Origin of the sequence: Micromonospora sp. 15K316 (assembly GCF_004348525.1) — a bacterium.
In the GTDB taxonomy this organism is placed as follows: domain Bacteria; phylum Actinomycetota; class Actinomycetes; order Mycobacteriales; family Micromonosporaceae; genus Micromonospora.
Genome location: NZ_SMKG01000001.1, coordinates 1 through 19472, shown reverse-complemented (window position 1 = coordinate 19472; position 19472 = coordinate 1). Strand labels below are relative to the sequence as shown.

17 protein-coding genes are annotated in these 19472 nt (G+C 72.0%); 9 read left to right on the top strand and 8 right to left on the bottom strand.

All coding sequences use genetic code 11. The features are described 5' to 3' along the window. Positions 1–74: 74 nt before the first annotated feature. Positions 75–746 carry a macro domain-containing protein gene (locus tag E1211_RS00085; RefSeq protein WP_132344019.1) on the top strand — a complete coding sequence of 224 codons (672 nt, stop codon included), beginning with the start codon at positions 75–77 and terminating at the stop codon, positions 744–746. Between the two features lie 130 nt (positions 747–876). Next, positions 877–1458 carry a DinB family protein gene (locus E1211_RS00080; protein ID WP_132344017.1) on the top strand — a complete coding sequence of 194 codons (582 nt, stop codon included), beginning with the start codon at positions 877–879 and terminating at the stop codon, positions 1456–1458. Between the two features lie 34 nt (positions 1459–1492). Here the strand turns inward: E1211_RS00080 and E1211_RS00075 are convergent, their stop codons facing one another. From E1211_RS00075 to E1211_RS00060, 4 genes are all read right to left on the bottom strand, one after another. Further along, positions 1493–2791 carry a vanadium-dependent haloperoxidase gene (locus tag E1211_RS00075; RefSeq protein WP_132344015.1) on the bottom strand — a complete coding sequence of 433 codons (1299 nt, stop codon included), beginning with the start codon at positions 2789–2791 and terminating at the stop codon, positions 1493–1495. 178 nt (positions 2792–2969) lie between these two features. Continuing rightward, a complete protein-coding gene (locus E1211_RS00070) occupies positions 2970–3332 on the bottom strand; it encodes a hypothetical protein (RefSeq protein WP_132344013.1) in 363 nt (120 codons plus the stop codon). A 105-nt stretch (positions 3333–3437) separates the two neighbouring features. Beyond that, positions 3438–4109 carry a peptide chain release factor H gene (gene prfH, locus E1211_RS00065; protein ID WP_132344011.1) on the bottom strand — a complete coding sequence of 224 codons (672 nt, stop codon included), beginning with the start codon at positions 4107–4109 and terminating at the stop codon, positions 3438–3440. Then, positions 4106–5293, bottom strand: a complete 1188-nt coding sequence (locus tag E1211_RS00060; RefSeq protein ID WP_132344009.1) for an RNA ligase RtcB family protein — start codon at positions 5291–5293, stop codon at positions 4106–4108. The genes prfH and E1211_RS00060 overlap by 4 nt, the downstream gene beginning before the upstream one ends. 268 nt (positions 5294–5561) lie before the next feature. Between E1211_RS00060 and E1211_RS00055 the strand changes: the two genes are divergently transcribed. The 4 genes from E1211_RS00055 (at position 5562) to E1211_RS00040 (ending at position 10914) form a co-directional block, all read left to right on the top strand. After that, positions 5562–6629 carry a hypothetical protein gene (locus E1211_RS00055; RefSeq protein ID WP_243709237.1) on the top strand — a complete coding sequence of 356 codons (1068 nt, stop codon included), beginning with the start codon at positions 5562–5564 and terminating at the stop codon, positions 6627–6629. A gap of 355 nt (positions 6630–6984) precedes the next feature. Beyond that, a complete protein-coding gene (locus E1211_RS00050) occupies positions 6985–7719 on the top strand; it encodes an alpha/beta hydrolase (RefSeq protein WP_207915103.1) in 735 nt (244 codons plus the stop codon). A gap of 217 nt (positions 7720–7936) precedes the next feature. Continuing rightward, entirely contained in the window at positions 7937–9904 is a 1968-nt protein-coding gene (locus tag E1211_RS00045; protein ID WP_243709236.1) for a potassium transporter Kup, read from the top strand. Positions 9905–9996: 92 nt separating this feature from the next. Continuing rightward, positions 9997–10914 carry a siderophore-interacting protein gene (locus E1211_RS00040; RefSeq protein WP_132344002.1) on the top strand — a complete coding sequence of 306 codons (918 nt, stop codon included), beginning with the start codon at positions 9997–9999 and terminating at the stop codon, positions 10912–10914. 66 nt (positions 10915–10980) lie between these two features. On the opposite strand, the gene E1211_RS00035 is transcribed toward E1211_RS00040, so the two are convergent. Together E1211_RS00035 and E1211_RS00030 are read right to left on the bottom strand one after the other, a co-directional pair. After that, positions 10981–11556 carry a Dps family protein gene (locus E1211_RS00035; protein ID WP_132344000.1) on the bottom strand — a complete coding sequence of 192 codons (576 nt, stop codon included), beginning with the start codon at positions 11554–11556 and terminating at the stop codon, positions 10981–10983. Between the two features lie 288 nt (positions 11557–11844). Next, the gene (locus E1211_RS00030) at positions 11845–12762 is read right to left on the bottom strand and encodes a manganese catalase family protein (RefSeq protein ID WP_132343998.1); all 918 of its coding nucleotides are present in this window, start codon (positions 12760–12762) and stop codon (positions 11845–11847) included. 237 nt (positions 12763–12999) lie between these two features. Here E1211_RS00030 and E1211_RS00025 point away from each other — a divergent pair, with 237 nt between their 5' ends. Then, on the top strand, positions 13000–13590 hold the full coding sequence (locus E1211_RS00025) for a hypothetical protein (RefSeq protein ID WP_132343996.1): 591 nt from the start codon (positions 13000–13002) through the stop codon (positions 13588–13590). Between the two features lie 55 nt (positions 13591–13645). On the opposite strand, the gene E1211_RS00020 is transcribed toward E1211_RS00025, so the two are convergent. Together E1211_RS00020 and E1211_RS00015 are read right to left on the bottom strand one after the other, a co-directional pair. Further along, positions 13646–14386 (bottom strand): hypothetical protein, encoded by a 741-nt coding sequence (locus tag E1211_RS00020; protein WP_132343994.1) that lies wholly within the window; start codon positions 14384–14386, stop codon positions 13646–13648. Positions 14387–14535: 149 nt separating this feature from the next. Then, the gene (locus E1211_RS00015; protein WP_132343992.1) at positions 14536–16974 is read right to left on the bottom strand and encodes a hypothetical protein; all 2439 of its coding nucleotides are present in this window, start codon (positions 16972–16974) and stop codon (positions 14536–14538) included. Positions 16975–17601: 627 nt separating this feature from the next. Here E1211_RS00015 and E1211_RS00010 point away from each other — a divergent pair. Beyond that, positions 17602–18783 carry a low temperature requirement protein A gene (locus tag E1211_RS00010; RefSeq protein ID WP_132343990.1) on the top strand — a complete coding sequence of 394 codons (1182 nt, stop codon included), beginning with the start codon at positions 17602–17604 and terminating at the stop codon, positions 18781–18783. A 204-nt stretch (positions 18784–18987) separates the two neighbouring features. Beyond that, a partial coding sequence (locus E1211_RS00005; RefSeq protein WP_132343988.1) for an NYN domain-containing protein occupies positions 18988–19472 on the top strand: 485 nt, incomplete at its 3' end.

The following is a 19472-nucleotide window of genomic DNA, read 5'->3' as shown; positions in this document are numbered from 1 at the left end:
GCGTCCACGGTGTCGGTGGGCTCGGTTACCTTGATCGCCGTCTCCGACACCCCCCTCTCGAAGCTGGAGCCCCCATGCCCCTCGAAACCGGGAAGCCGCTGCTCAAGGTGGTCCTGACCGACGTCAACGCGAAGGTGGTGCAGGCGTGGCAGGCCGCGTTCGCCGACACCCCCGAGGTGGAGATCCACAAGGGCTCGCTCCTCACCCGGCGCGTCGACGCCTGGGTCAGCCCCACCAACTCGCGGGGGTTGATGGACGGTGGTGTCGACGCGGCTGTCAAGCGGCACCTGGGCGCGGGCATCCAGCTGCGCGTCCAGCGGGCGATCCGTGACCAGTTCGCCGGGTCGCTGCCGGTGGGCAGCGCCGTCTGCGTGCCGTCCGGGGCCACCAACCCGAAGTTCCTGATCTCGACGCCGACCATGGAGCGCTCGGTGCAGAACGTGAGCGAGACCTTGAACGTCGCGCTGGCGTGCGCCGCCGCGTTCCAGGCCGTCCACCTGCACAACGCCGGGAGTCCGGGCAGCATCAGGTCGGTGGCGCTGGTGGGCATGGGCGCGGCGACCGGTCGGGTGCCCGCCCGGGTCTGCGCCAACCTGATGTGGACCGGCTACACCCTCTTCAACGACTACCACTTCGAGGACTACGACGAGCTGCGCACGACGATCCACGCCCAGCTGCGCGACATCGACAGCCAGCCGGAGGACGTACGGGTGCGCATCGAACCGCCGACCCGTACCCGCGGCTGACGGCAGCCCCACCACGCCTCGCCCGCCGGTCGGGGAGAGCCCGTCGGCGGGCGCCGGGTGCTGGAGCGCGTGCGCCGCCGGGCGGGAAATCCGTGGCCGGCGGGGTGCTGCTTCACCGATGATGTCGGGCATGGCCACGACTCGACGCGCCGACATGTTCACCGCGGACGGCAAACCGTCCGACGACGACCCGCGGGAGAACGGACCGACGTTGGGCGACGAGCGCACCACGCTTGTCGAGACCCTCCGCTTCGCCCGGCTCACGCTGGAGATGAAGTGCGCGGGTCTCGACGCGGAGGCCATGGCCCGGCGATCCGTGGAGCCGTCGACGATGTCGCTGCTCGGGCTGGTGCGACACCTGGCCGAGGTGGAACGCGCGACGTTCCGGGTGCTGATGGCGGGTCAGGACGTTCCCAAGCTGTACTGCTCCGACACCGACCGTGACGGCGACTTCGACGGCGCCGTTCCCGACCCCCGGGTCGTCGCCGAGGCGTGGGAGGCGTGGCGTGCGGAGGTGGACTTCGCGAACCGGTTCGTGGCCGAGGCCCCGAGCCTCGACATCACCGCCGACGATCCCCAGAACCAGCACGGCAGTGGTGGAGGGGCGACGTCGCTGCGCGAGATGCTGGTCGGAATGATCTGGGAGTACGGCCGCCACATGGGGCACGTCGACCTGCTGCGCGAGCGGATCGACGGACGCATCGGTCAGTGAACCACCCCGGACGTTCCTGCCTGGGCCACCCGGGTCACCGCAGCGGACGGAAGTGGTGCCGCACCGCGTAACGGAAGACGGCCGCACCGAGCGCCGCGCCGTCGACGTCGGCGCTGCGGAAGTGGACGCCACCCCAGACGCGCGCGCCGATGAGCTCGTCGAGCGCCTCGGAGAAGCTGCCGAAGTGCCGCGTCGTGCCGGAGTCCGCGCTGGACCCGCTGAACGGCACGTCGTCCCTGCCGAAGAAGTGCCGGTACAGCGACATCCGCGCGCCGGTGCCGCAGGCGTGCCCGGACGGGTATTCCGGGAAGGGCGGCGTGACGAGCAGTGGCGTCCAGTCCGGATCCGCAGTCGTCGCCGGGTTGCCGTCGCTGTCGGCCAGCGGGATGGCGGTGACCGGACGCCAGTAGCTCCAGTGCTCCTTCTGGCTGAAACAGGCCACCCCCGAGTCGGCCACGACGAGGTCGGTCATCGCGAAGAAGCGCGCGGTCTGCAGGGGGTTCAGTCGCTGGGTGGTGGCGAGTTGACGCTTGATCCCCCAGTTGGCGGAGCGCCGGTCGTGCCACCAGAGCGCGGCCTCGGTCTGGTCCTGGGTGCGTACCGTGCTCGACGCCGAGCCGAGCTCCTCGACCTCGGCGACGTCGCGAGCGTACGCCCTGCTGGTCAGCGGCGGCGGGCCCGGCGTGCGGAACAGCGACGCGCGGGGGAGCAGGAACGGGCGCATGTGCCCCGTCCACGCCCCCTGGGACAGGAACAGCGGGGGCGTGGGACGCCACTGGCCGGGCTCGGTCCCGCTCGTCCACTGCTGGTCGCCGAACGCGCCGTCGTCCTGCCGCGCGGCGACCATCGCCTCCGCCGCCCGGGCCCCGACCCGGACGCCGCCGCGCTTCGGCGGACCCTGCGGGATCGCGGCCAGCGCCTCGTCGTACTGCGTCCGGAGCCGTTCCCGTTGGGCCGGGAAGAGGGCGGCGAGCACGCCGTGGGCGGCGGTGGCGACGGCGGCGTCCACCGACTCGGTGCCCCGGGCCGCCGGCGCGACCAGGTACGGCTGATAGGGGGTGCCCGCGATCGCGTTGACCGCGTCGTAGACGGCGCCGTTCACCATCGCGAAGCTGCGTACCTGCTCGTTCGGCTGCTGCGCCGCGACGTCCCAGATCGCGGTCTGCGCGTGGAGGTCCCAGGCGACTACCGGGTTGGTCGGGCCGGTGCCGGACGCTCCCGGCGAGGCGATCGCCGCCGGCCCGGACGCGGTGGACGCGATCAGCGCACCGAGGACGACGAATGTCTGGATGAGGCGGGACCAGGGGTTCCGGCGGGGCGGGCGGCTCGACATGGGCACTCCCGGGCTGGGTGCTGCGGTCGGTGTGGCCGCCGGCGGACGACAGTCGTCGGCGGGCGACCTCAACCATCGATAGCTGTCGACTTTAGCACCGGAATCCACTGTGGCCGGCCCGTCGGCGCGTGCCCGTTCCGACCCCGGACCGGCGGCGCCGCAGGCCCGCGAGCGGGGATCAGCCGGCGGCGGCGTGCTCCTTGACCGGGCCGCGGGTGATGGCCGCCTGCTGGACCGGCGTGTGCCGCAGCAGGCCGGAGTAGAAGACGACCGCCAGGCCGAAGTTCACCACCACCGCGTACGCCGTCTCCCCGACGTTGAAGCCGCTGTCCGCCTCGACGGCGACCAGCCAGGCCTCGAGGAAGGTCTTCACGGCCGAGACGAGGAGCAGCACCAGGCCCTTGCGGAACGCCGACCAGGAGGTGCCCATGAACAGGGCGGCGACCAGCGGCAGCAGGAAGGTGACCGCCAAGGACAGGACGCCGGCCAGGTTGGGGGCGAAGAGGTAGGTGGGCAGCTCGGGCAGGATGACGGAGTCCATCGTTCCTCCTGAGGGGCGGAGGGGCTGTGTCCGAATGGTCCCCGGCCGCCGTCTCTGTGGCGTCACCGTGCCGTCGCCGAGCGGCCGGCGCCCGCCGCCGCGAGGTCAGCGCGGGGAGCGCCCCCGCACCGGCCGTGACCGCCGAGGGGCCGGGTCGCGCCCCGCCGGCTCCGGGCGCTCGACCCGGGTGGGGTCGCCGCGTACCAGCTCGTCGTGGATCCGCCACCGGTCGGTGACGACGTCGCGCCGGGCCGCCTCGTCGCCGTCCTCGACGCGCTGCCGCAGCCGTCGCAGCGCGATCCGGCGGTTGAGGCTGAACTGCCGCTCGGTGTCGACCACGACGACGATGCCGGTCGGGCGGTGGGTGGCCCGCACCGCGGTGCTGGCCTTGTTCCGGTGCTGGCCACCCCGGCCGCCGGTCCGGCAGGCGACGACGTCGACGTCGTCCGCCGAGAAACTCGTCGTCGGGCCGTCGAGCCGGCAGGGCCGGGCGACCACGTACCAGTTCTTCCGACCGGTGCTCGCCCGGTACGGGCTGGGCGCCTGCCAGCAGAGCGTGCCGGTCCACCCGGCGGTGAACTCCTCGGCGTCGCCGCCGTCGATCCGGAGCAACGCCGACCGGTGGGTGTCGGGCCGTTCACCGGGCACGGTCTGGATCCGCCGGGTGGTCAGGCCCCGCCGGGTGGCGTCGGCCTCCAGCCGGCGCAGCAGCCGGGTGAGCGCCCAGGCGCACTCCTGCGGGCCGCGGCCGGCGGAGAGGAACAGGTGGACGGTCACGCGCGCCGCCGCCCCCGGTTGCCGGCCCGGCGGTCGGATCGCGTCGCCGCGTCGACCTCGGGCGTCTTGTAGGTGACCAGCGGCACGGTGGTGGCCACGGGGGTGGCGAGCTCATGGTCGACGAGGTCGGCGACGACCCGCTCGATGCGCTTGTAGGCCGAGGGCGCCTCCTCGAAGAGCAACTGCCGCTCGCCGCAGACCACCACCGAGCCGACCGGGGTGCGGCGCAGCTCCTCGACGGTGTGCTTGGCCCGGCCGCGGCGCAGGGCGTCGGCACGGGACATCTTCCGACCCGCGCCGTGGGCCACCGAGTGGTTGGCGGCCGGGCCGGCGTGCGCGGCCACGAGGTAGGACGGGGTGCCGCGGGTACCGGCGATCAGCACGTCGCGGCCGTCACCCGGCGCCGCCCCCTTGCGGTGCAGGTAGCGCCCGTCGCGGATCTCGACGAGGTTGTGGCACTGGTCGACGAGCGGCTCGCTGGGCTCGGCCCCGAGGGCGTGGGCGACCCGCGCGGCGAGCAGCCGCCGGTTGAGCGATCCCCACCGGACGGCCTCGTCGTGCGACGTCAGGTAGGCGGCGGCGTCCGGAGCGGGACCGGCGCCGTGGATCTCGGTGTGCGCCCGCAGGATCCGCTCGCCGAGCCCGCGGGAGCCGCTGTGCACGACGAGCACGAGGTCTCCGGCGTCGAGCCCGATCCTCGTGGCGTGGCCCGGCTCGAAGACCGTGCCGATCCGGGCCAGCTCCACGAAGTGGTTGCCCCGGCCGACCGTCCCGAGCCCGTCGAGGTGGCCGGCGGGAAGGTCGTCCTCGACGACGGCCCAGGCGGGGTCGTCGGCGTCCCGTTCGGGATCCAGCGGCCAATCGAGGTCGGGGAACCGGGCGGCGAGCCTCTCGGGTACGGCGCGCTTGAGCCTGATCGGGAAGACCGCGATGCCGCACCCGATGTCGGAGCCGACCAGGAACGGGTACAGCACGGTGGAGGACATGGCCGCGCCGATGGGGGCGCCCTTGCCCGGATGCAGGTCCGGCATGGCGGCGACGTGGACCATGCCGTCGAGGGCGGCCACCTGCTGGCACTGCCGGAGGGCGTCCGACTCGATCCAGCTCTCGGCCGAGGCGAAGACGGTGACGGTGGCGGGGGTGGACTGCGGGCGGAACTCCGAGGCGGAGGCGTACGGGGACAAGGAGGCTCACTTCTCGCTGAGGGGAGGGTGGACGACAACGCGGCGCCGGCCGGTGTCACGGCGCCTCGGAGAAGACGTGGGTGTTGTCCGTCAGAACCTCATGGGCACCACCCTCGTGGAACGAGTGGCGTCCGGCAATCGAATTTCGCCGGGGCGGTGGCTATCCCGGGCTCGTACACCGGATCGCCGTGAAGCGGACAGCGTCGTGTCACTCCGGATTCCGGGTCGAAACGCCCGCCGTTCATCGACGTTCTCGAAAGTGCTCGCCATGACAAGGCTGAGCCGTCGCATATTCGTCCTCGGTGGACTGACCGCCGCGGGAGCCGCGTTGACGCCCCTGCGGGGTGCCCGAGCCGCGGTGCCGTACCCCTTCAAACTCGGTGTGGCGTCCGGTGACCCGGCGCCCGACAGCGTCCGCCTCCGGCTCCGTCGTCTCCCGCCACGCCGACGCGCGCTCGGTGCACGTCATCGCCGGTGTGCGAGCGACGCCGGGCAGCAGATCTGGCCGAAGGTGGGTGTGGACCCGGACGGCGCGCCCAACAACGCCGCCGCCACCGGATTCACCGTGGTCTGGGAGGACATCCAGGGCACCACGCCCGCCACCGTCCGGGCCGCCGGGTTCACCGCCGCCACCACCAAGGCGTACGAGGTGACCGCGTCACAGTCGACGGGCGCACACCACCGTCCCGACGTGGCGGTCTCCGCCTCCGGCGAGGCGCTGGTGGTCTGGGACGAGGACGCCGACGCCAACGGCTTCTACAACGTCGGCCTCACCCGGCTGGCGCGTTCCAACGGATCCGTGGTGCTGTCGCGGCGTACGGCCAACGCGCAGAGCGACGGGCAGCAGCGGCGCGCCTTGGTCGCCGCGAACGTCACCGGTGACTTCACGGTGGCGTGGGAATCCGACCACACCGGCACTCGCGGCGTCTGGCAGCGCTCGTTCACCGCCGCCGGCGCCGCACGGCACCCCGAGGTCGAGGTCTCCACCGGTGCCGGCGCCACCACACCCGGCGTCGGCATCGACGACCAGGACAACGTCGTCGTGGGTTGGACGGTCGCCGGCGCCGATGTCTGGGCGCGGGGACTCAACCCGGACGGTACGGCGACCGGCCGGCTCCCGGCCCAGGCGCTGAGCCAGACCACCACCGGTCGCCAGGACCAGATGGCGGTCGCCGCCTCGCCGTGGGGCGAGGTGAGCGTCTGCTACACCGACGACACCGACGGGAACTCCTTCGACCAGGTGCTCCTCGGCCTCGGCGCGACGAACTCCACCTGGCAGGTCTCGGCGGAGGAGCTGCGCCGGCGCAAGGCCCGCGCCGCGAACCCGGCGGGCTGACCGGTACGGATCCCCGTGCGACGGGCTCGGTGACCTCAGCACCGCGACGAGGTCACCGAGCCCACCACGGAACGCCCCGGTCGTTCGTGCGGAACGCGCGCCCACCGGACATCTTCATGGGTTGTCCCGGTCGTACGAGCGCCGGGGCCGACGGGCGTTAGAGTCTGACTCGCCGCCGGCGTCGCCCGATGCGCCGCGGCCCGCCGCGCCGGTCGCGAGGGCGGCCGGGACCCGGCGTCCCGGCGTTGATCATTCCGGAGGAGAGAGTCCCATGGCTTCCTTCGATGCGTCGGAACTCCGCGAAGGGTCACGTCGCCGCGCTGCCGCGCGTCCCCAGGGGCCCGGGCTGGCTCACGTGCGGGACGTCGAGGGGCCCGACGGCCTCCGGCTGCGCCACTACCGCCCGGCCGAGCAGGCGCGGCCGCGGGTGGTCTTCGCCCATGGCGGCGGCTTCGTCCTGGGTGACCTGGACACCCACGACCGCATCTGCCGGCGCCTCGCCGACGCCTGCGACGTCGAGGTGCTGGCCGTGGAGTACCGGCTCGCCCCCGAACACCCGTATCCCGCGGCCATCGACGACGTGGCGGCGGTCCTGCGCTGGGCCCGGCCGGTCGCGGTGGCCGGCGACAGCGCCGGCGGCTACCTCGCCACCATGGCCTGCCTTCGATTGCGCGACGCGGGGGAGCAGCTTCCCGAAGCGCAGGTCCTGATGTTCCCCAACACGGACCTGACGCTCGCGCAGCCGAGCGTCGTCGACGAGGGGTCGGGCCACGCCTTGGACACCGACTTCCTCACCTGGGCCGTCGCGCAGTGGACGCCTCGCGCCGCCGACCGTGTCCCCGCCAGTCCGCTGCTGGTGGCGGACCTGCACGGCATGCCGGCCACCGTCATCGTGACCGCGGAGCACGACGCGCTGCGCGACGAGGGGAACGCTTACGCCCGCCGGCTGGCCGAGGCCGGGGTCCGGGTGCTGCACCGGCAGGAGCCCGGGCTGGAGCACAACTTCATCCAGCAGGACGCGACCTCCGAGGAGGCCGCCGCCGCGGACGAGCGGCTCTTCGCGGACATCAGGACGCTGCTGCGCGGCTGAGCGCACCGGCGGGGCGGACGGCCCGGTCACCGGCGGGAGCCGGCCGCGCCCCCGACGCGCACGTCCGGGGCGTTGATCGGTGTTCCGGCACCCGCGACTGTCCATGACCGGCCGCCGAGGGCTTCGTTCTGCCGGTAATGTGCCGATATGCCGACGTCGGGCATCCGGTGCCCCAGGCGTCCAGCCGGTGCCGTCGCCGGCTACAGGGGGGATGGCCGTGACCGAGCGCCAGCAACCGGGCACGCCCGAGGCCGGACCGGCGTCGCGTCCGTTGGGGGCCAGCAGCTCGGTCGCCCGGGACAGCGTGCGACTCGCACTGGTCGTCGGCGCCTTGGGCGTCGTCTTCGGCGACATCGGCACCAGCCCGATCTACGCGATGCAGACGGTGTTCAACCCGAGCGATCCGCATCCCGTCCCGGTCAGTACCGAGAACGTGTTCGGCGTGGTGTCGCTGGTGTTCTGGACCGTGATGATCATCGTGACGGTCACCTACGTGCTGCTGGCGCTGCGCGCCGACAACGACGGCGAGGGGGGCATCATGGCCCTCATCACCCTGCTGCGCCGCAACGTCCGGCGCGGTGGGCGAGCGGTGCCGCTGCTCGTGGCGCTCGGCATCTTCGGCGCGGCGCTCTTCTTCGGCGACAGCATGATCACGCCGGCGATCTCGGTGCTCTCCGCCGTCGAGGGGCTCAAGGTCGTCGAACCTTCGCTCGAGGATCTCGTCGTCCCCATCACCGTGGTGATCATCGCGCTACTCTTCGTCGCCCAACGCCGGGGGAGCGCGGCGGTCGGCCGCCTCTTCGGGCCCATCATGATCGTCTGGTTCCTCACCGTCGCCGTCTGCGGAGTGCGGGGCATCGCCGCGCACCCGGACATCCTCAAGGCGCTGTCGCCGACCTACGCGCTGGGATTCCTGGCCGGCCGCTTCGAGGTCGCGTTCTTCGCCCTCGCCGCAGTGGTGCTCGCCGTGACCGGCGCCGAGGCGCTCTACGCCGACCTGGGGCACTTCGGTCGCCGGTCGATCACCCGAGCCTGGCTGGTCCTGGTGTTTCCCGCGTTGGCGCTGAGCTATCTCGGCCAGGGCGCGCTGATCCTGAAGGACCCGAGCAACATCAGCAGTCCGTTCTTCCTGCTCGCGCCCGACTGGGGTCGGCTCCCGCTGACCCTGCTCGCCACCGCTGCGACGGTCATCGCCTCCCAGTCCGTGATCACCGGCGCCTTCTCGGTCGCCTCACAGGCCGCGGAGCTCGGCTACCTGCCCCGGCTGCGGATCCTGCACACCTCGGAGTCCACCATCGGGCAGGTCTACGTCCCGTGGGTCAACTGGCTGCTGATGGTGGCGGTGCTCACCCTCGTTCTCGCCTACGGCAGCTCGACCGGGCTGGCGTTCGCGTACGGCATGGCGGTGACCGCGACGATCACGATCAGCACCTTCCTCCTGTTCTACCTCGGCCGTTGGAAGTGGAAGGTCCCGCTGTGGCTGCTCGCGCTGGGCGCGGTGCCGCTGCTGGTGTGGGACCTGCTGCTCCTGGGGGCCAACGCGACGAAGCTGCTGCACGGCGCGTGGGTGCCGTTGTTGATCGGCCTCGCCGCCTTCACGGTCATGACGACCTGGAAACGCGGACGCGAGATCGTCACCAGCGAACGCCAGCGGCACGAGGGCTCGCTGCGGGAGTTCGTCGAGGAGCTGCGCGAGGACGGCAAGCTCGCCCGGCGCGTCCCCGGCACGGCCATCTTCCTCAACCGGGGTAAGCAGACAGTGCCGCTCGCGATGCGCGCCAACGTCGAGCACAACCACGTACGCCACGAGCACGTGGTGATCCTCTCGATCGAGACCAAGCCGGTGCCCCGGGTCTCCGCGGACCAGCGGATCGTCGTCGACGACCTCGGTTACTCCGACGACGGCATCACCCACGTGAGCGCCTACTTCGGCTACATGGAGAGCCCGGACGTGCCCGAGACGCTGCGGAGGTTGAACGCGGGCGATGTCGAGGGGCGGATCGACGCCGGCGAGGCGTCCTACTTCCTCTCCAAGATCGAGCTGCGCGCCGGCGACCGGCCGACCATGCCGCGCTGGCGCAAGCGGCTCTTCATCACGACCTCGTTCATCACCGCCGACGCCGCCGAACACTTCTGCCTGCCCCGCGATCGCACGGTCATCATGGGCTCGTACATCGAGGTGTGAACTCCGGGCCCGGCGGCGGACTTCCGCTCACCGGGAATGCTGGTTAGGGTAGCCTAACCTTCGACCGGCGCCGCCCGACCCAGAGAGGCACCATGACCGAGACCCTGCCTATCGCGCCCTGGCGCGTCTTCACCGTCGAGGTCCGGGCCGTGCACCGGCTGAGCCCGTCGTTCCTCCGGGTCACCTTCACCGGCCCCGACCTGGACCGGTTCGCCGACAACGGCTGGGACCAGCGGATCAAGCTCGCGCTGCCGCTGCCCGGCGAGCACGGGGTGCGGCTGTCGGACGGCCCGGACTGGTACGCGCAGTGGCGGGCCCTGCCCGAGGAGCAACGCAACCCCATCCGCACCTACACCGTGCGCGCCGTCCGTCCGCACCTCGCCGAGGTCGACGTCGACCTGGTCCTGCACGGTGACGGCGGCCCGGCGACCCGATGGGCGCGGCGGGCCCGGCCCGGCGACGAGATCGCCCTCGTGGGCCCGGACGCCGGCTACCCCGGTGACCACGGCGGCATCGAGTTCCGGCTGCCGTCGACGGGTCGGCTGCTGCTCGCCGGGGACGAGACCGCCACCCCGGCGATCGCCGCCATCCTGGAACGTCTGCCGCTGGACGCGGCCGGCCGGGCGCTGATCGAGGTACCGGAGGCCGGGGACGCGCTCCCGCTGGTGACGCCCCCCGGCGTCGAGCTGACCTGGCTTGCCCGGGGCTCCGGCGAGTGCGGCAGCCTCCTCGTCCCGGCCGTCGCCGCCGCGGCCGGGGAGCTGATCGCGGCCCGTGTCGAGCCCGCCACCGCCCCCGTCACCGACGACGACGTGGACGTGGACACCGAGATCCTCTGGGAGGTGCCCACCGAGGTCGACACGCCCTCGTCGCCGCTGTACGCGTGGCTCGCGGGGGAGGCGGGCGTCATCCGCACACTGCGCCGGCACCTGGTGGGGGAGCGGGGCATCGACCGGCACGCCGTCGCGTTCATGGGCTACTGGCGGCTCGGGCGCGCCGACGTCGCCTGACGCGCGCGTGGCCCGCCCGCCGACAGGGCGGGCGGGCCACCGGCGCGCCGGAGGACGGGTAGCGGATCAGGCGCGTACGACCGGCGTGTCGACGAGGTGCTCGGCGATGAACCACGCCTGGAGCTCGTTGGTGCGGATCAGGTCCGACACCAGCAGATCGTTGCTGCCGTCGTCACCGGCCTCGGCGACCCGGGCCGCCGCGTCGTGCGCGTCGGTCAGGATCGTCTCGTGCGCCTCCAGCAGGCGCGACAGCATGCCGGGCACCTCCTCCACGCCGTCGGGCGGGCGGGGGATCCGGGTCAGTTCGGCGACGTGGCGCGGGTCGCCGACCGCGACACCGCCGAGCGTCTGCACCCGCTCGGCGAGCGTGTCGACAAGGGCGAGCTGCTCGTCGGCGTGCTTGTCGAGCAGGAGGTGCAGCTGGTAGAACGTGTGCCCCCGCATGAGCCAGTGGTACTTCTTGTAGAGCGCGTGCAGGATGCGGGTGTCGGCGAGGAGCCGGTTCAACCGCTCGCACGAGTACAACCGCGCCTCGTACGCCAGGGCGACCGGCAGCTGACGGACACTCCCGAAGGCCTGGATCTCCCGCCCGTGCTGATGAAGACGGGGCTGGCTGTCCGCGGTGTTCGGCTCTCCGGTCACGTCGTCTCCTCGATGCTCATCGGCCTGCCGGTCGTGCGCGGATGCCGCCGTCGACCACGGCTCCGGCAGGCCCGGCCCGGCGCGTCGATCGTCACGGGGACGCGCCGGGCGGCCGTGGCCTGGAGGCGATGGGGACCCCGGTGGCGTGCAGCCGCCGAGGGTGCGTGACGCGAGGCGGACATCGGCTCCGCCAACACTCTCTCGCGGCGGGCGTGGCCGGGGCTTCCCCTGCGCCCTGTCACTCGTCCGAGCTACCCGCGAACAGCTCGAACCTGGCGGGCGCGCCGGTCAGTCGAGGGCGTCCTTGACCTTGCGGGCGACGTTGGCGAGCCCCTGGGCGTGTGCGCCGGAGGCGTCACCGGGCTTACCCGGACCACGAGAGCCGTCGTAGGTGGCGTAGAGCTTCGGGTCCGGCGGCGGGGGCAGGGCGGTGTCGTCGGTGAGCGCGACCGGTTCGGGCAGGTACGTCAGGTCGGGCCCGCCGATGAGGCTCGGGCCCTGCGCCCACCGGCCCTCGCCCGCCTGGCTGTCGGTGCCGAAGCTCCAGAACGTGTGGTTGTGGTCCTTGTTCTCGATGTCGCCGTTGGAGTTCTCGATGCCGTGCTCGGTGTACCCGTCCTCGATGAGCTGCTCGATACCGAGCAGCCACTGCTGCTGGTGGTAGGTGTCGCGGGCCAGGTTGAACCGGAGCATCTCCTTGACGCCGGGGTCGTCGGTCATGTTCATGACCCGGCTGGTCTGCAACCGGCTCTGCGCCTCCGCGGCGACGTTCGAGCGGAAGTCGGCGAGGAGGTTGCCGCTGGCGACGATGTAGCTCGCGTTCCAGGGCACCCCCTGGCTGTCGCGCGGCAGGGGCGAACCGCCGCCGACGATGGCGTGCTGCGGGTTCATGCCGCCGATGACGGCCGCGAGCACGGGGTTGGCGGCGACCGCCTTCTCCGTCGTCTCGGCCGGGGCGCCTTCGAGCAGTCGGGCCAGCATGGTGGTGAGCATCTCGACGTGACCGATCTCCTCGGTCCCGATGTCCATGATCATGTCCTTGTACTTGCCGGGAACCCGGCACGTCCAGCCCTGCCAGAGGTACTGCATCATCACGGTCATCTCACCGAACTGGCCGCCGAGCACCTCCTGCAGCTTCATCGCGAACAGGGCGTCGGGCTTCTCGGGCCGGGCTTGGAACTGCAGGTGTTTGTCGTGGCGGAACACGTCGTGCCTCCCAACGCAGCGGATGGATGACCGCCTGGTTCGGCGGCGCCCCTACTCCTTCCCCGGGGGCACGGCCCCGGCGGGCCAAACCGTGTCCCCGTCGGGCCGTACGCCGGGGCCCGCCGGTGCGGACGACGGAGTGGCGGGTCAGCGGGATCCGCCGGTGCGGTGCCCCTGAAGATGCTTGACTCACTGCAGGAAGAGCAGGCGATCACATGTCCCGCCGAGGAGCTCGAGATGCAGCTGACCGCCACTGACAACCACGCCGTCGCCCAGGCGGTGCACGACATCGGGTCCGCCCTGTGGTTCGGCGGGACGGTGATGGGGGTGGCCGGCGTGAACAAGTCCGGCAGCGACCTGCGCGACGGCCTCGACCGGATCCGGGTGGCCGAGTCGGCCTGGGGTCGGTTCACGCCGGCGCAGTGGGTCGGCATCGGCGCGACGCTGGTCGCCGGCGCCCAGCTGGCCCGGGTCGGTGGCCGGCGGATGGCCCTGCAGAAGGGCTTCGGGACGGTGGGGGCGCTCAAGGCCGGCTTCGCCGTCGCCGGCGCGGCGGCCACCGCGTACGCCGCCTACTGCGGGAGCCGGATCGGCCGGCTCGCCGAGGAGGCGCACCGGCGCGGCGACAAGGTCGAGGTCCGCGACGCGACGCTGCCGACCGCGGAGACCCCGGCCGACATCGCCACCTGGCAGCGCCGGCAACGGCTGGTGCAGTACCTGGTGCCGGTACTCGCCGGCGCGAACATCGTCTGCGGCTCGTACCTGGTGCAGTCGTACCGGATGGGTGCCACCGGCAAGGGAGTTCTCCGGCGCCTGCTGCCCGACTGACCGGCGGGCCGGCGACTCCGCGCCGGCGATCTCCGCCCGGCAGGGCGGTGATGGGTCAGAGGTCCGCGCACCCGGTCTCGTCGGGCAGGAGCGGCCGCGGCGCCACCTGCCACACCCGGCCCGCACTGCGCCACCGCGCGGCGGCGTCGGCGGGTCCCACCGCGCGCCGCGCGGTGTCCAGATCCGCGCCGCGCAGCACGAGGCAGGTGGAGCCGGCCGACGTGCCGTCCAGCGGCTCGCCGGCCAGGGTCGGCAGCGGCCACGGCCGGGCCGGTTCGGCGGGGTCGGCGGGCGTGGCGACGATCGCGACGACCGTCGGATCGTACGGCGTCGGCGGCCCGCCGGCGTGCCGCGCGAGATCGGCCCGGAGCCGGGTGGCGGCGGCGTCGTCGCGGGCCAGGGTGACGGTGCGCCGCCCGCCGGCCGCACCCACGACCACCTGGACGACGGGCCCGTCCGGGGTGCCCGCCGCGGGTCCGTCCGGCAGCGCGGCGGCCGTACGGAACAGCTCGCGTACGTCGTCGGCCGATACGGTGTCCTCGCGTAACTGCGGCCATCCCCCCGCCGCGGTCGGGGCGCTGATCAGTCGGCCGTCACCGAAGAGCGAGTAGCGCGGGGCGAGCGCCGCCGCGCCGCCGGGAGGCAGCAGGCCGGGCAGCTCGCTCAGCCGCAGCACCAGCGTCGTGCCGCCGGTCGGCGGCTCCGGCTCGGTGCGGTCGCCGCCCGCGCAGCCCGTGACGGTCACCGCCGCGGCCAGCACGGCCGGCGCGGCCAGCAGGGCCGGCAGTCGGTGCATCTCTCGCCTCCCGCGTCAGGTTACGTCGGTCCGACGTGGCGGCAGGTCCGCCGGTTCCGTGCGATTCGCCGACGGATCGGCTCCTGCCCTCGGGCAGCGGTCCGGGAGCGCCGCGGCGGGCGCTCCCGGACCGGTGAGGAGGTGAGCGGTCAGGACCGGCTCAGGGTGTAGCTCCCCGAACCCGCCTTGTTGATCACCACGACGCCGTACCAGCCGCTCAGGGCCGGGGTGAAGGTGATCGTCTCGGTCGCGCCGGCCCCGCCACCCGTGGCGGCGGCCGCCGCACCCGAGCGGGGACGGATCCAGGTGGCCGCGTTCGCGTCGCTGCTCATCAGGAACAGCTCGGCGTCCTGGCCGGCGTTGGTGGTCGCCACCGAGATGGTGACCGGTACCCCGGCGGTGAGGTACGTGTCCCGGACGGTGACCACGTTGTTCGTACCCATCGTGATCGTGCTGCTGCCGCCGTTGAGCACGCTGGTGCCCTGGGCGAGCTCGACGCGGTAGCCACCGCCGCCGGACCAGTTCGTCACCCGCGGGTAGTAGTCACCCAACGCCCGGCGGTTGGAGTCCACAGCGACGAAGTCGACGGTGGTGCCGCCGGCCGCGCTGCCGCTCAGGTACGCGCCCTGCGCCCGGTCGTCGTAGAGCTGCAGGTCCAGGTCGCCGGAGTTGGGCTTGAGCGCGACCACCGACCAGTAGACCGACGAGGTCGAGTAGCCGAAGTTGTGCGGCGGCGTCGGCGTCGGGCGGGTCAGCGGGGCGTAGTTGCCCAGCGGGTCCCGGAACTGGTAGTCGATGGTGTTCTGGTACACCGAGGCGAGCGCCCCCGAGTCGGCCACGTTGAAGCCGTCGGCGGTGCGGTGCGACCAGAAGTTCGCGAAGGTGGTCGAGTTGTGCAGCCGGGACGTCGTCCAGATGTTCCACGGCCCCTCGCCGTACCGGTCCCACGTCGCCTCGTTCGCGGAGTCGGTGATGTCGATCAACGCGGCGGCGACCCGGCCCTCGGTGGTGTCGCCCTCGCCCCAGCCGTTGCCCCAGCTCGTGTTCTCCAGGTTGAGCGAGGCGCCGCTGGGCCAGCGGAAGAACGGGTCGTTGTAGACGGTGGCCGGGAACCACTCCGCCCAGCCCTCCGTCCAGGCGCACCCCGCCGAGCTGGTGCCGGTGACGCTGTGCGGGTTGCAGTTCGGCGCGGCGGGGAAGTTGTCGTTGTACAGGTCGTCCATCACCGCGTGGCCGATCTCGTGCACCACGGTGACCGGCGCGTTCGGGTCGTCGGCGGCCAGGTGCACCTGGTTGCTGCCCAGGTTGTAGTACGTGCCGTCGGTCGAGTCCGGCGCCCAGTTGATGACCACCTGGCGGCAGCTCGCGTCGTCCTGATCCCAGCACAGGTTGTTCGGCTTCGGCACCCACAGCCACGCGTCGTTCGCGGAGTCGTAGGCGTGCAGCCCGCGCTGCAGCGCCCCGTCGGCGGCGGTGAGCGCACCGAGGTTCAGGGTGCTGCCGGTGGGCACGTCGTTGGTCGTTCCGGTCTGGAAGGAGAGCGGGTTGCCGCCGCGCTGCACCCGCCACAGCGAGTTCGACGTGATGAAGCGGACGTAGATGTCGGCGTTTCCGCTGTCCGGGAAGCCCTCGACCTTCGAGTCGAAGCAGATGTTGTAGTTGCCGGCGCCGTCCGTCACGCCGGTGGCGAGCAGCGAGTCACCGAAGACGTCGTCGTCCCAGACCTGAACCTGCATGTTCATCTGGTTGTGCCAGGTGCCGTTCTGGTCCTGGAAGCTCCAGTTCCCGGCCACCCGGGTGTCACACGGCGCCTGCGGGGCGATGACCTTCAGCCCCTTGGCCCGCGCCTCCGCCTGCGCCTCGCCCGCCACGCTCTGCGCACCCACGCTCTTCGGCTTCTCGCCGGACGGCCTCGCCGCCCGCTCGGTCGTGGGTACGCGCGTCGTGGAGCTGTCGCCGGCCGGCACCGAGTGTCCGAGCCGGGACGCCCCCGCCTTCTCCGCGATGGTCAGGAAGACGTCGTCCTGACCGGCCTGGACGTCCCGGCCGTACGGCGCGGTCGCCCGGGCCTGGATCTGCACCTGACCCGCCTTCACCGCCCGGACCACACCGCTGAACCCGAAGCTGTCGCCCGAGCGCAGCGCGCGGGTCGTCCGCGCCACCGAGATGGAACCCGACCGCTCGGGCTGCATGCTGCTGCGCTTCTGCACGCCCAGCTCGGCCGGCGCCTGCACCCACTCCAGCTCGGCCGGGAGGGCGACACTGATCTCGCTCGGTCCGATCTTCCCCGCGGCGCGGACGGTGACCCGCAGCGTCGCGTTCTCTCCCACCGCCGGTGTCCGGTCGAGCTTCGCCTCGACGCCCAGGCAGCTCAACGTCTCGTCCTTCGCGCTCTTGCCGGCTGACGGTCGCAGCCCGCACTCCTCGCCCTTGGCCAGCTGGTAGGCCGGCGTGGTGCGAGCCTTCGCGTCCTCGCCCGGATCCCCGGCGTACGCGGGACCAACGCCTCCCGCGAGCGTCACCAGAACACCCGGCACGATCACGGCGAGCGCCGTTCTCACGGGTCTGGTGGCCTTCCTACCGAACATCGATGCTCCTCCCCCCACGGGCGGACCGTATGCGGTCCGGTGGACTGGGCCGCGATTCGGGCCCGAAGAGAGCATCGGTATTGATGGACGTTCGGCAAAGCCTTTGACCGGTTAGCGACTCGGCGGCGAAACTTAATTGACTGAGCGGCACGAGCAGGGGATCCGAGCGGCCTGAAAGGCGACCCGTGTCGTCCGATCATCCAATTCTGCGAGTCAGGTCGGGGCGATCGTGTCGGATGTCATCTCTCCGACAACGCATCGTCGCATCGATGGCTGCCGCAGGTAGTCGCTGCTAGCGGTGGCGCAGGTGGATGTCGTGCGGGCTCCCGGCTCCGGATTGCCGTCGCTGGGATTCGCGCGGCACCGATTTCGCGGCGCCACGGAATGTGCACCGGAAAGCGAATGGGCTGCGGCTGCGGAGGTGAACGGAATTGACGGGAAGTCGACCTGCGGGAAACCGCGTTCGTCGTTCGGCTTCAGGTCGCGGCAGAGCCGGGCGACGTGCTGGCACGACATCCCCGACGCGCCGAGACGACTCGTCGACGAGTGCACCTGCGACTCCACCCGTTTGGGTGGTTTGCCGAGCTCCGGCCTCGACGCGGAGTCCGGAACGGTAGGACGCAGGTGATGGGGGACGAACAGCCTGGCGGGCTACTCAAAGCGCCCCGGGAACGGCAGCCGGTGGGGCTCCTGGAGCTCTTCTTCGACCTGGCGTTCGTCTTCGCCTTCACCCAACTCTCCCGAAAGCTGATCTCGGAGCTGACCTGGACGGGGGCGTACCAGACCCTCGTGCTGCTCCTCTCGGTGTGGTGGGTCTGGAGCCTCACGGCGTGGCTGACGAACCGGTTGGACCCTCGCCGCCCCACGGTCCAGGCGGTGGTCCTGGGCACCATGATCGCCAGTATCGCGATGGCGGCCGTTCTGGCCGACGCCTTCGACGAGCGCAGCGTGGTATTCGCGAGCGTTTACGCCGCCCTCCAGATCGCGATGGCGCTCTTCTTCGCCGTCGCCCTGCCTCAACCGGAGAGGCGCACCGGCTGGCGACTACTCATCTGGTCCACCGGCACCGGCGTGCTCTGGATCGTGGGCAGTGTCACCGGCGAATCCGCACGCGCCGTGCTCTGGACCCTCGGCGCGGCGATCAACTACGCCGCGTTCACCCTCCGGTTTCCCACCCCACGGCTCGGGCGGATAACCGCGCCCGAATGGCCCGTCGCCGCCGAGCATATGGCGGAGCGGCACCGCCAACTCTTCATCATCGCCCTCGGCGAACTGATCCTCGTCACGGGGCTCACCTTCACCCGGACGGACTTCACCGCCGACCGGACCGGCGCCTTCGCGGCCTCGGTCCTCACCACCGTGCTCCTCTGGAGGATCTACGTCTTCCGCGCCGGAGAACTGCTTGCCGAAGCCATCGACGTCGCCGCCGATCCGATACGGCTGGCCCGCCCCATGGCGCTCGCCCACCTGACAATGGTGGCCGGCGTGGTCGTCACCGCGGTCGGCGACGAACTCGTCATCACCCGACCGCTCGGTCACAACGACCCGGCGTGGGTCGCCGTCCTCGTCGGCGGACCCGCGCTGTTCATCGTGGGACGGGCCCTGCTGGAACACACGGTCTTCGGTCGGGTGTCGCCAGACCGACTGATCGCCCTGCTCACCCTGCTCGGGCTGGCGGCACCACTGCTGTTCGCCCCACCGCTGCTGGCCGCTGTCGCCATCGCGGTGGTCCTCGCCGCCGTCGTCCTCTCCGATGCGCGGGACGCCCGAAAGCATCCGCCAGCGGCACCACGGGGCAGGCGGCCGTAGCGGGATCCGGGACCCCGCGTGACGGGCCCCGGGCCCGGATGACCCGCTGCGACCGCTGACCCCCGGCCATCGACACCTGCCGGACGAACACCCCGGTCACCCGGCACCAGCCGGACGAGTGCGGGGAGACCGCCTGCCCGGTAGGTGCTCAGAACCGACGGAATACACGATCAACGTTCGAAGACGGGACGCTAAGCTGCCTCCGTGGATCAAGAAGACCGGATTGCCCTTTTCCTCGACTACGAGAACCTCGCACTGGGGTTCCGTGATCACCTCGGCGGGACGGCCTTCGACTTCCGTCCCATCGCCGACGCCCTCGCCGAGCGGGGCCGCGTGGTGGTACGCCGGGCGTACGCCGACTGGTCGTACTTCGACGAGGACCGGCGCATGCTCACCCGCAGCCATGTCGAACTCATCGAGATACCCCAGCGGATGGGGGCCTCCCGCAAGAACGCTGCCGACATCAAGATGGCCGTCGACGCGGTGGAGCTGGCCTTCGAACGGGACTACATCTCGACCTTCGTGATCTGCACCGGCGACAGCGATTTCACGCCACTGGTCCACAAGCTCCGGGAGCTCAACAAACGGGTCGTCGGTGTCGGGGTCGAGAAGTCCACCTCGGCGCTGCTGCCCCCCGCCTGCGACGAGTTCCTCTTCTACGACCGCCTCGAGGGCGTGGAGATCCCGCC

Coding starts and splice junctions, on each gene's coding strand:
- E1211_RS00085 (WP_132344019.1), top strand. CDS start 75: ATGCCCCTCGAAACCGGGAAGCCGCTGCTCAAGGTGGTCCTGACCGAC.
- E1211_RS00080 (WP_132344017.1), top strand. CDS start 877: ATGGCCACGACTCGACGCGCCGACATGTTCACCGCGGACGGCAAACCG.
- E1211_RS00075 (WP_132344015.1), bottom strand. CDS start 2,791: ATGTCGAGCCGCCCGCCCCGCCGGAACCCCTGGTCCCGCCTCATCCAG.
- E1211_RS00070 (WP_132344013.1), bottom strand. CDS start 3,332: ATGGACTCCGTCATCCTGCCCGAGCTGCCCACCTACCTCTTCGCCCCC.
- E1211_RS00055 (WP_243709237.1), top strand. CDS start 5,562: ATGACAAGGCTGAGCCGTCGCATATTCGTCCTCGGTGGACTGACCGCC.
- E1211_RS00040 (WP_132344002.1), top strand. CDS start 9,997: ATGACCGAGACCCTGCCTATCGCGCCCTGGCGCGTCTTCACCGTCGAG.
- E1211_RS00025 (WP_132343996.1), top strand. CDS start 13,000: ATGCAGCTGACCGCCACTGACAACCACGCCGTCGCCCAGGCGGTGCAC.
- E1211_RS00020 (WP_132343994.1), bottom strand. CDS start 14,386: ATGCACCGACTGCCGGCCCTGCTGGCCGCGCCGGCCGTGCTGGCCGCG.
- E1211_RS00015 (WP_132343992.1), bottom strand. CDS start 16,974: ATGTTCGGTAGGAAGGCCACCAGACCCGTGAGAACGGCGCTCGCCGTG.
- E1211_RS00010 (WP_132343990.1), top strand. CDS start 17,602: ATGGGGGACGAACAGCCTGGCGGGCTACTCAAAGCGCCCCGGGAACGG.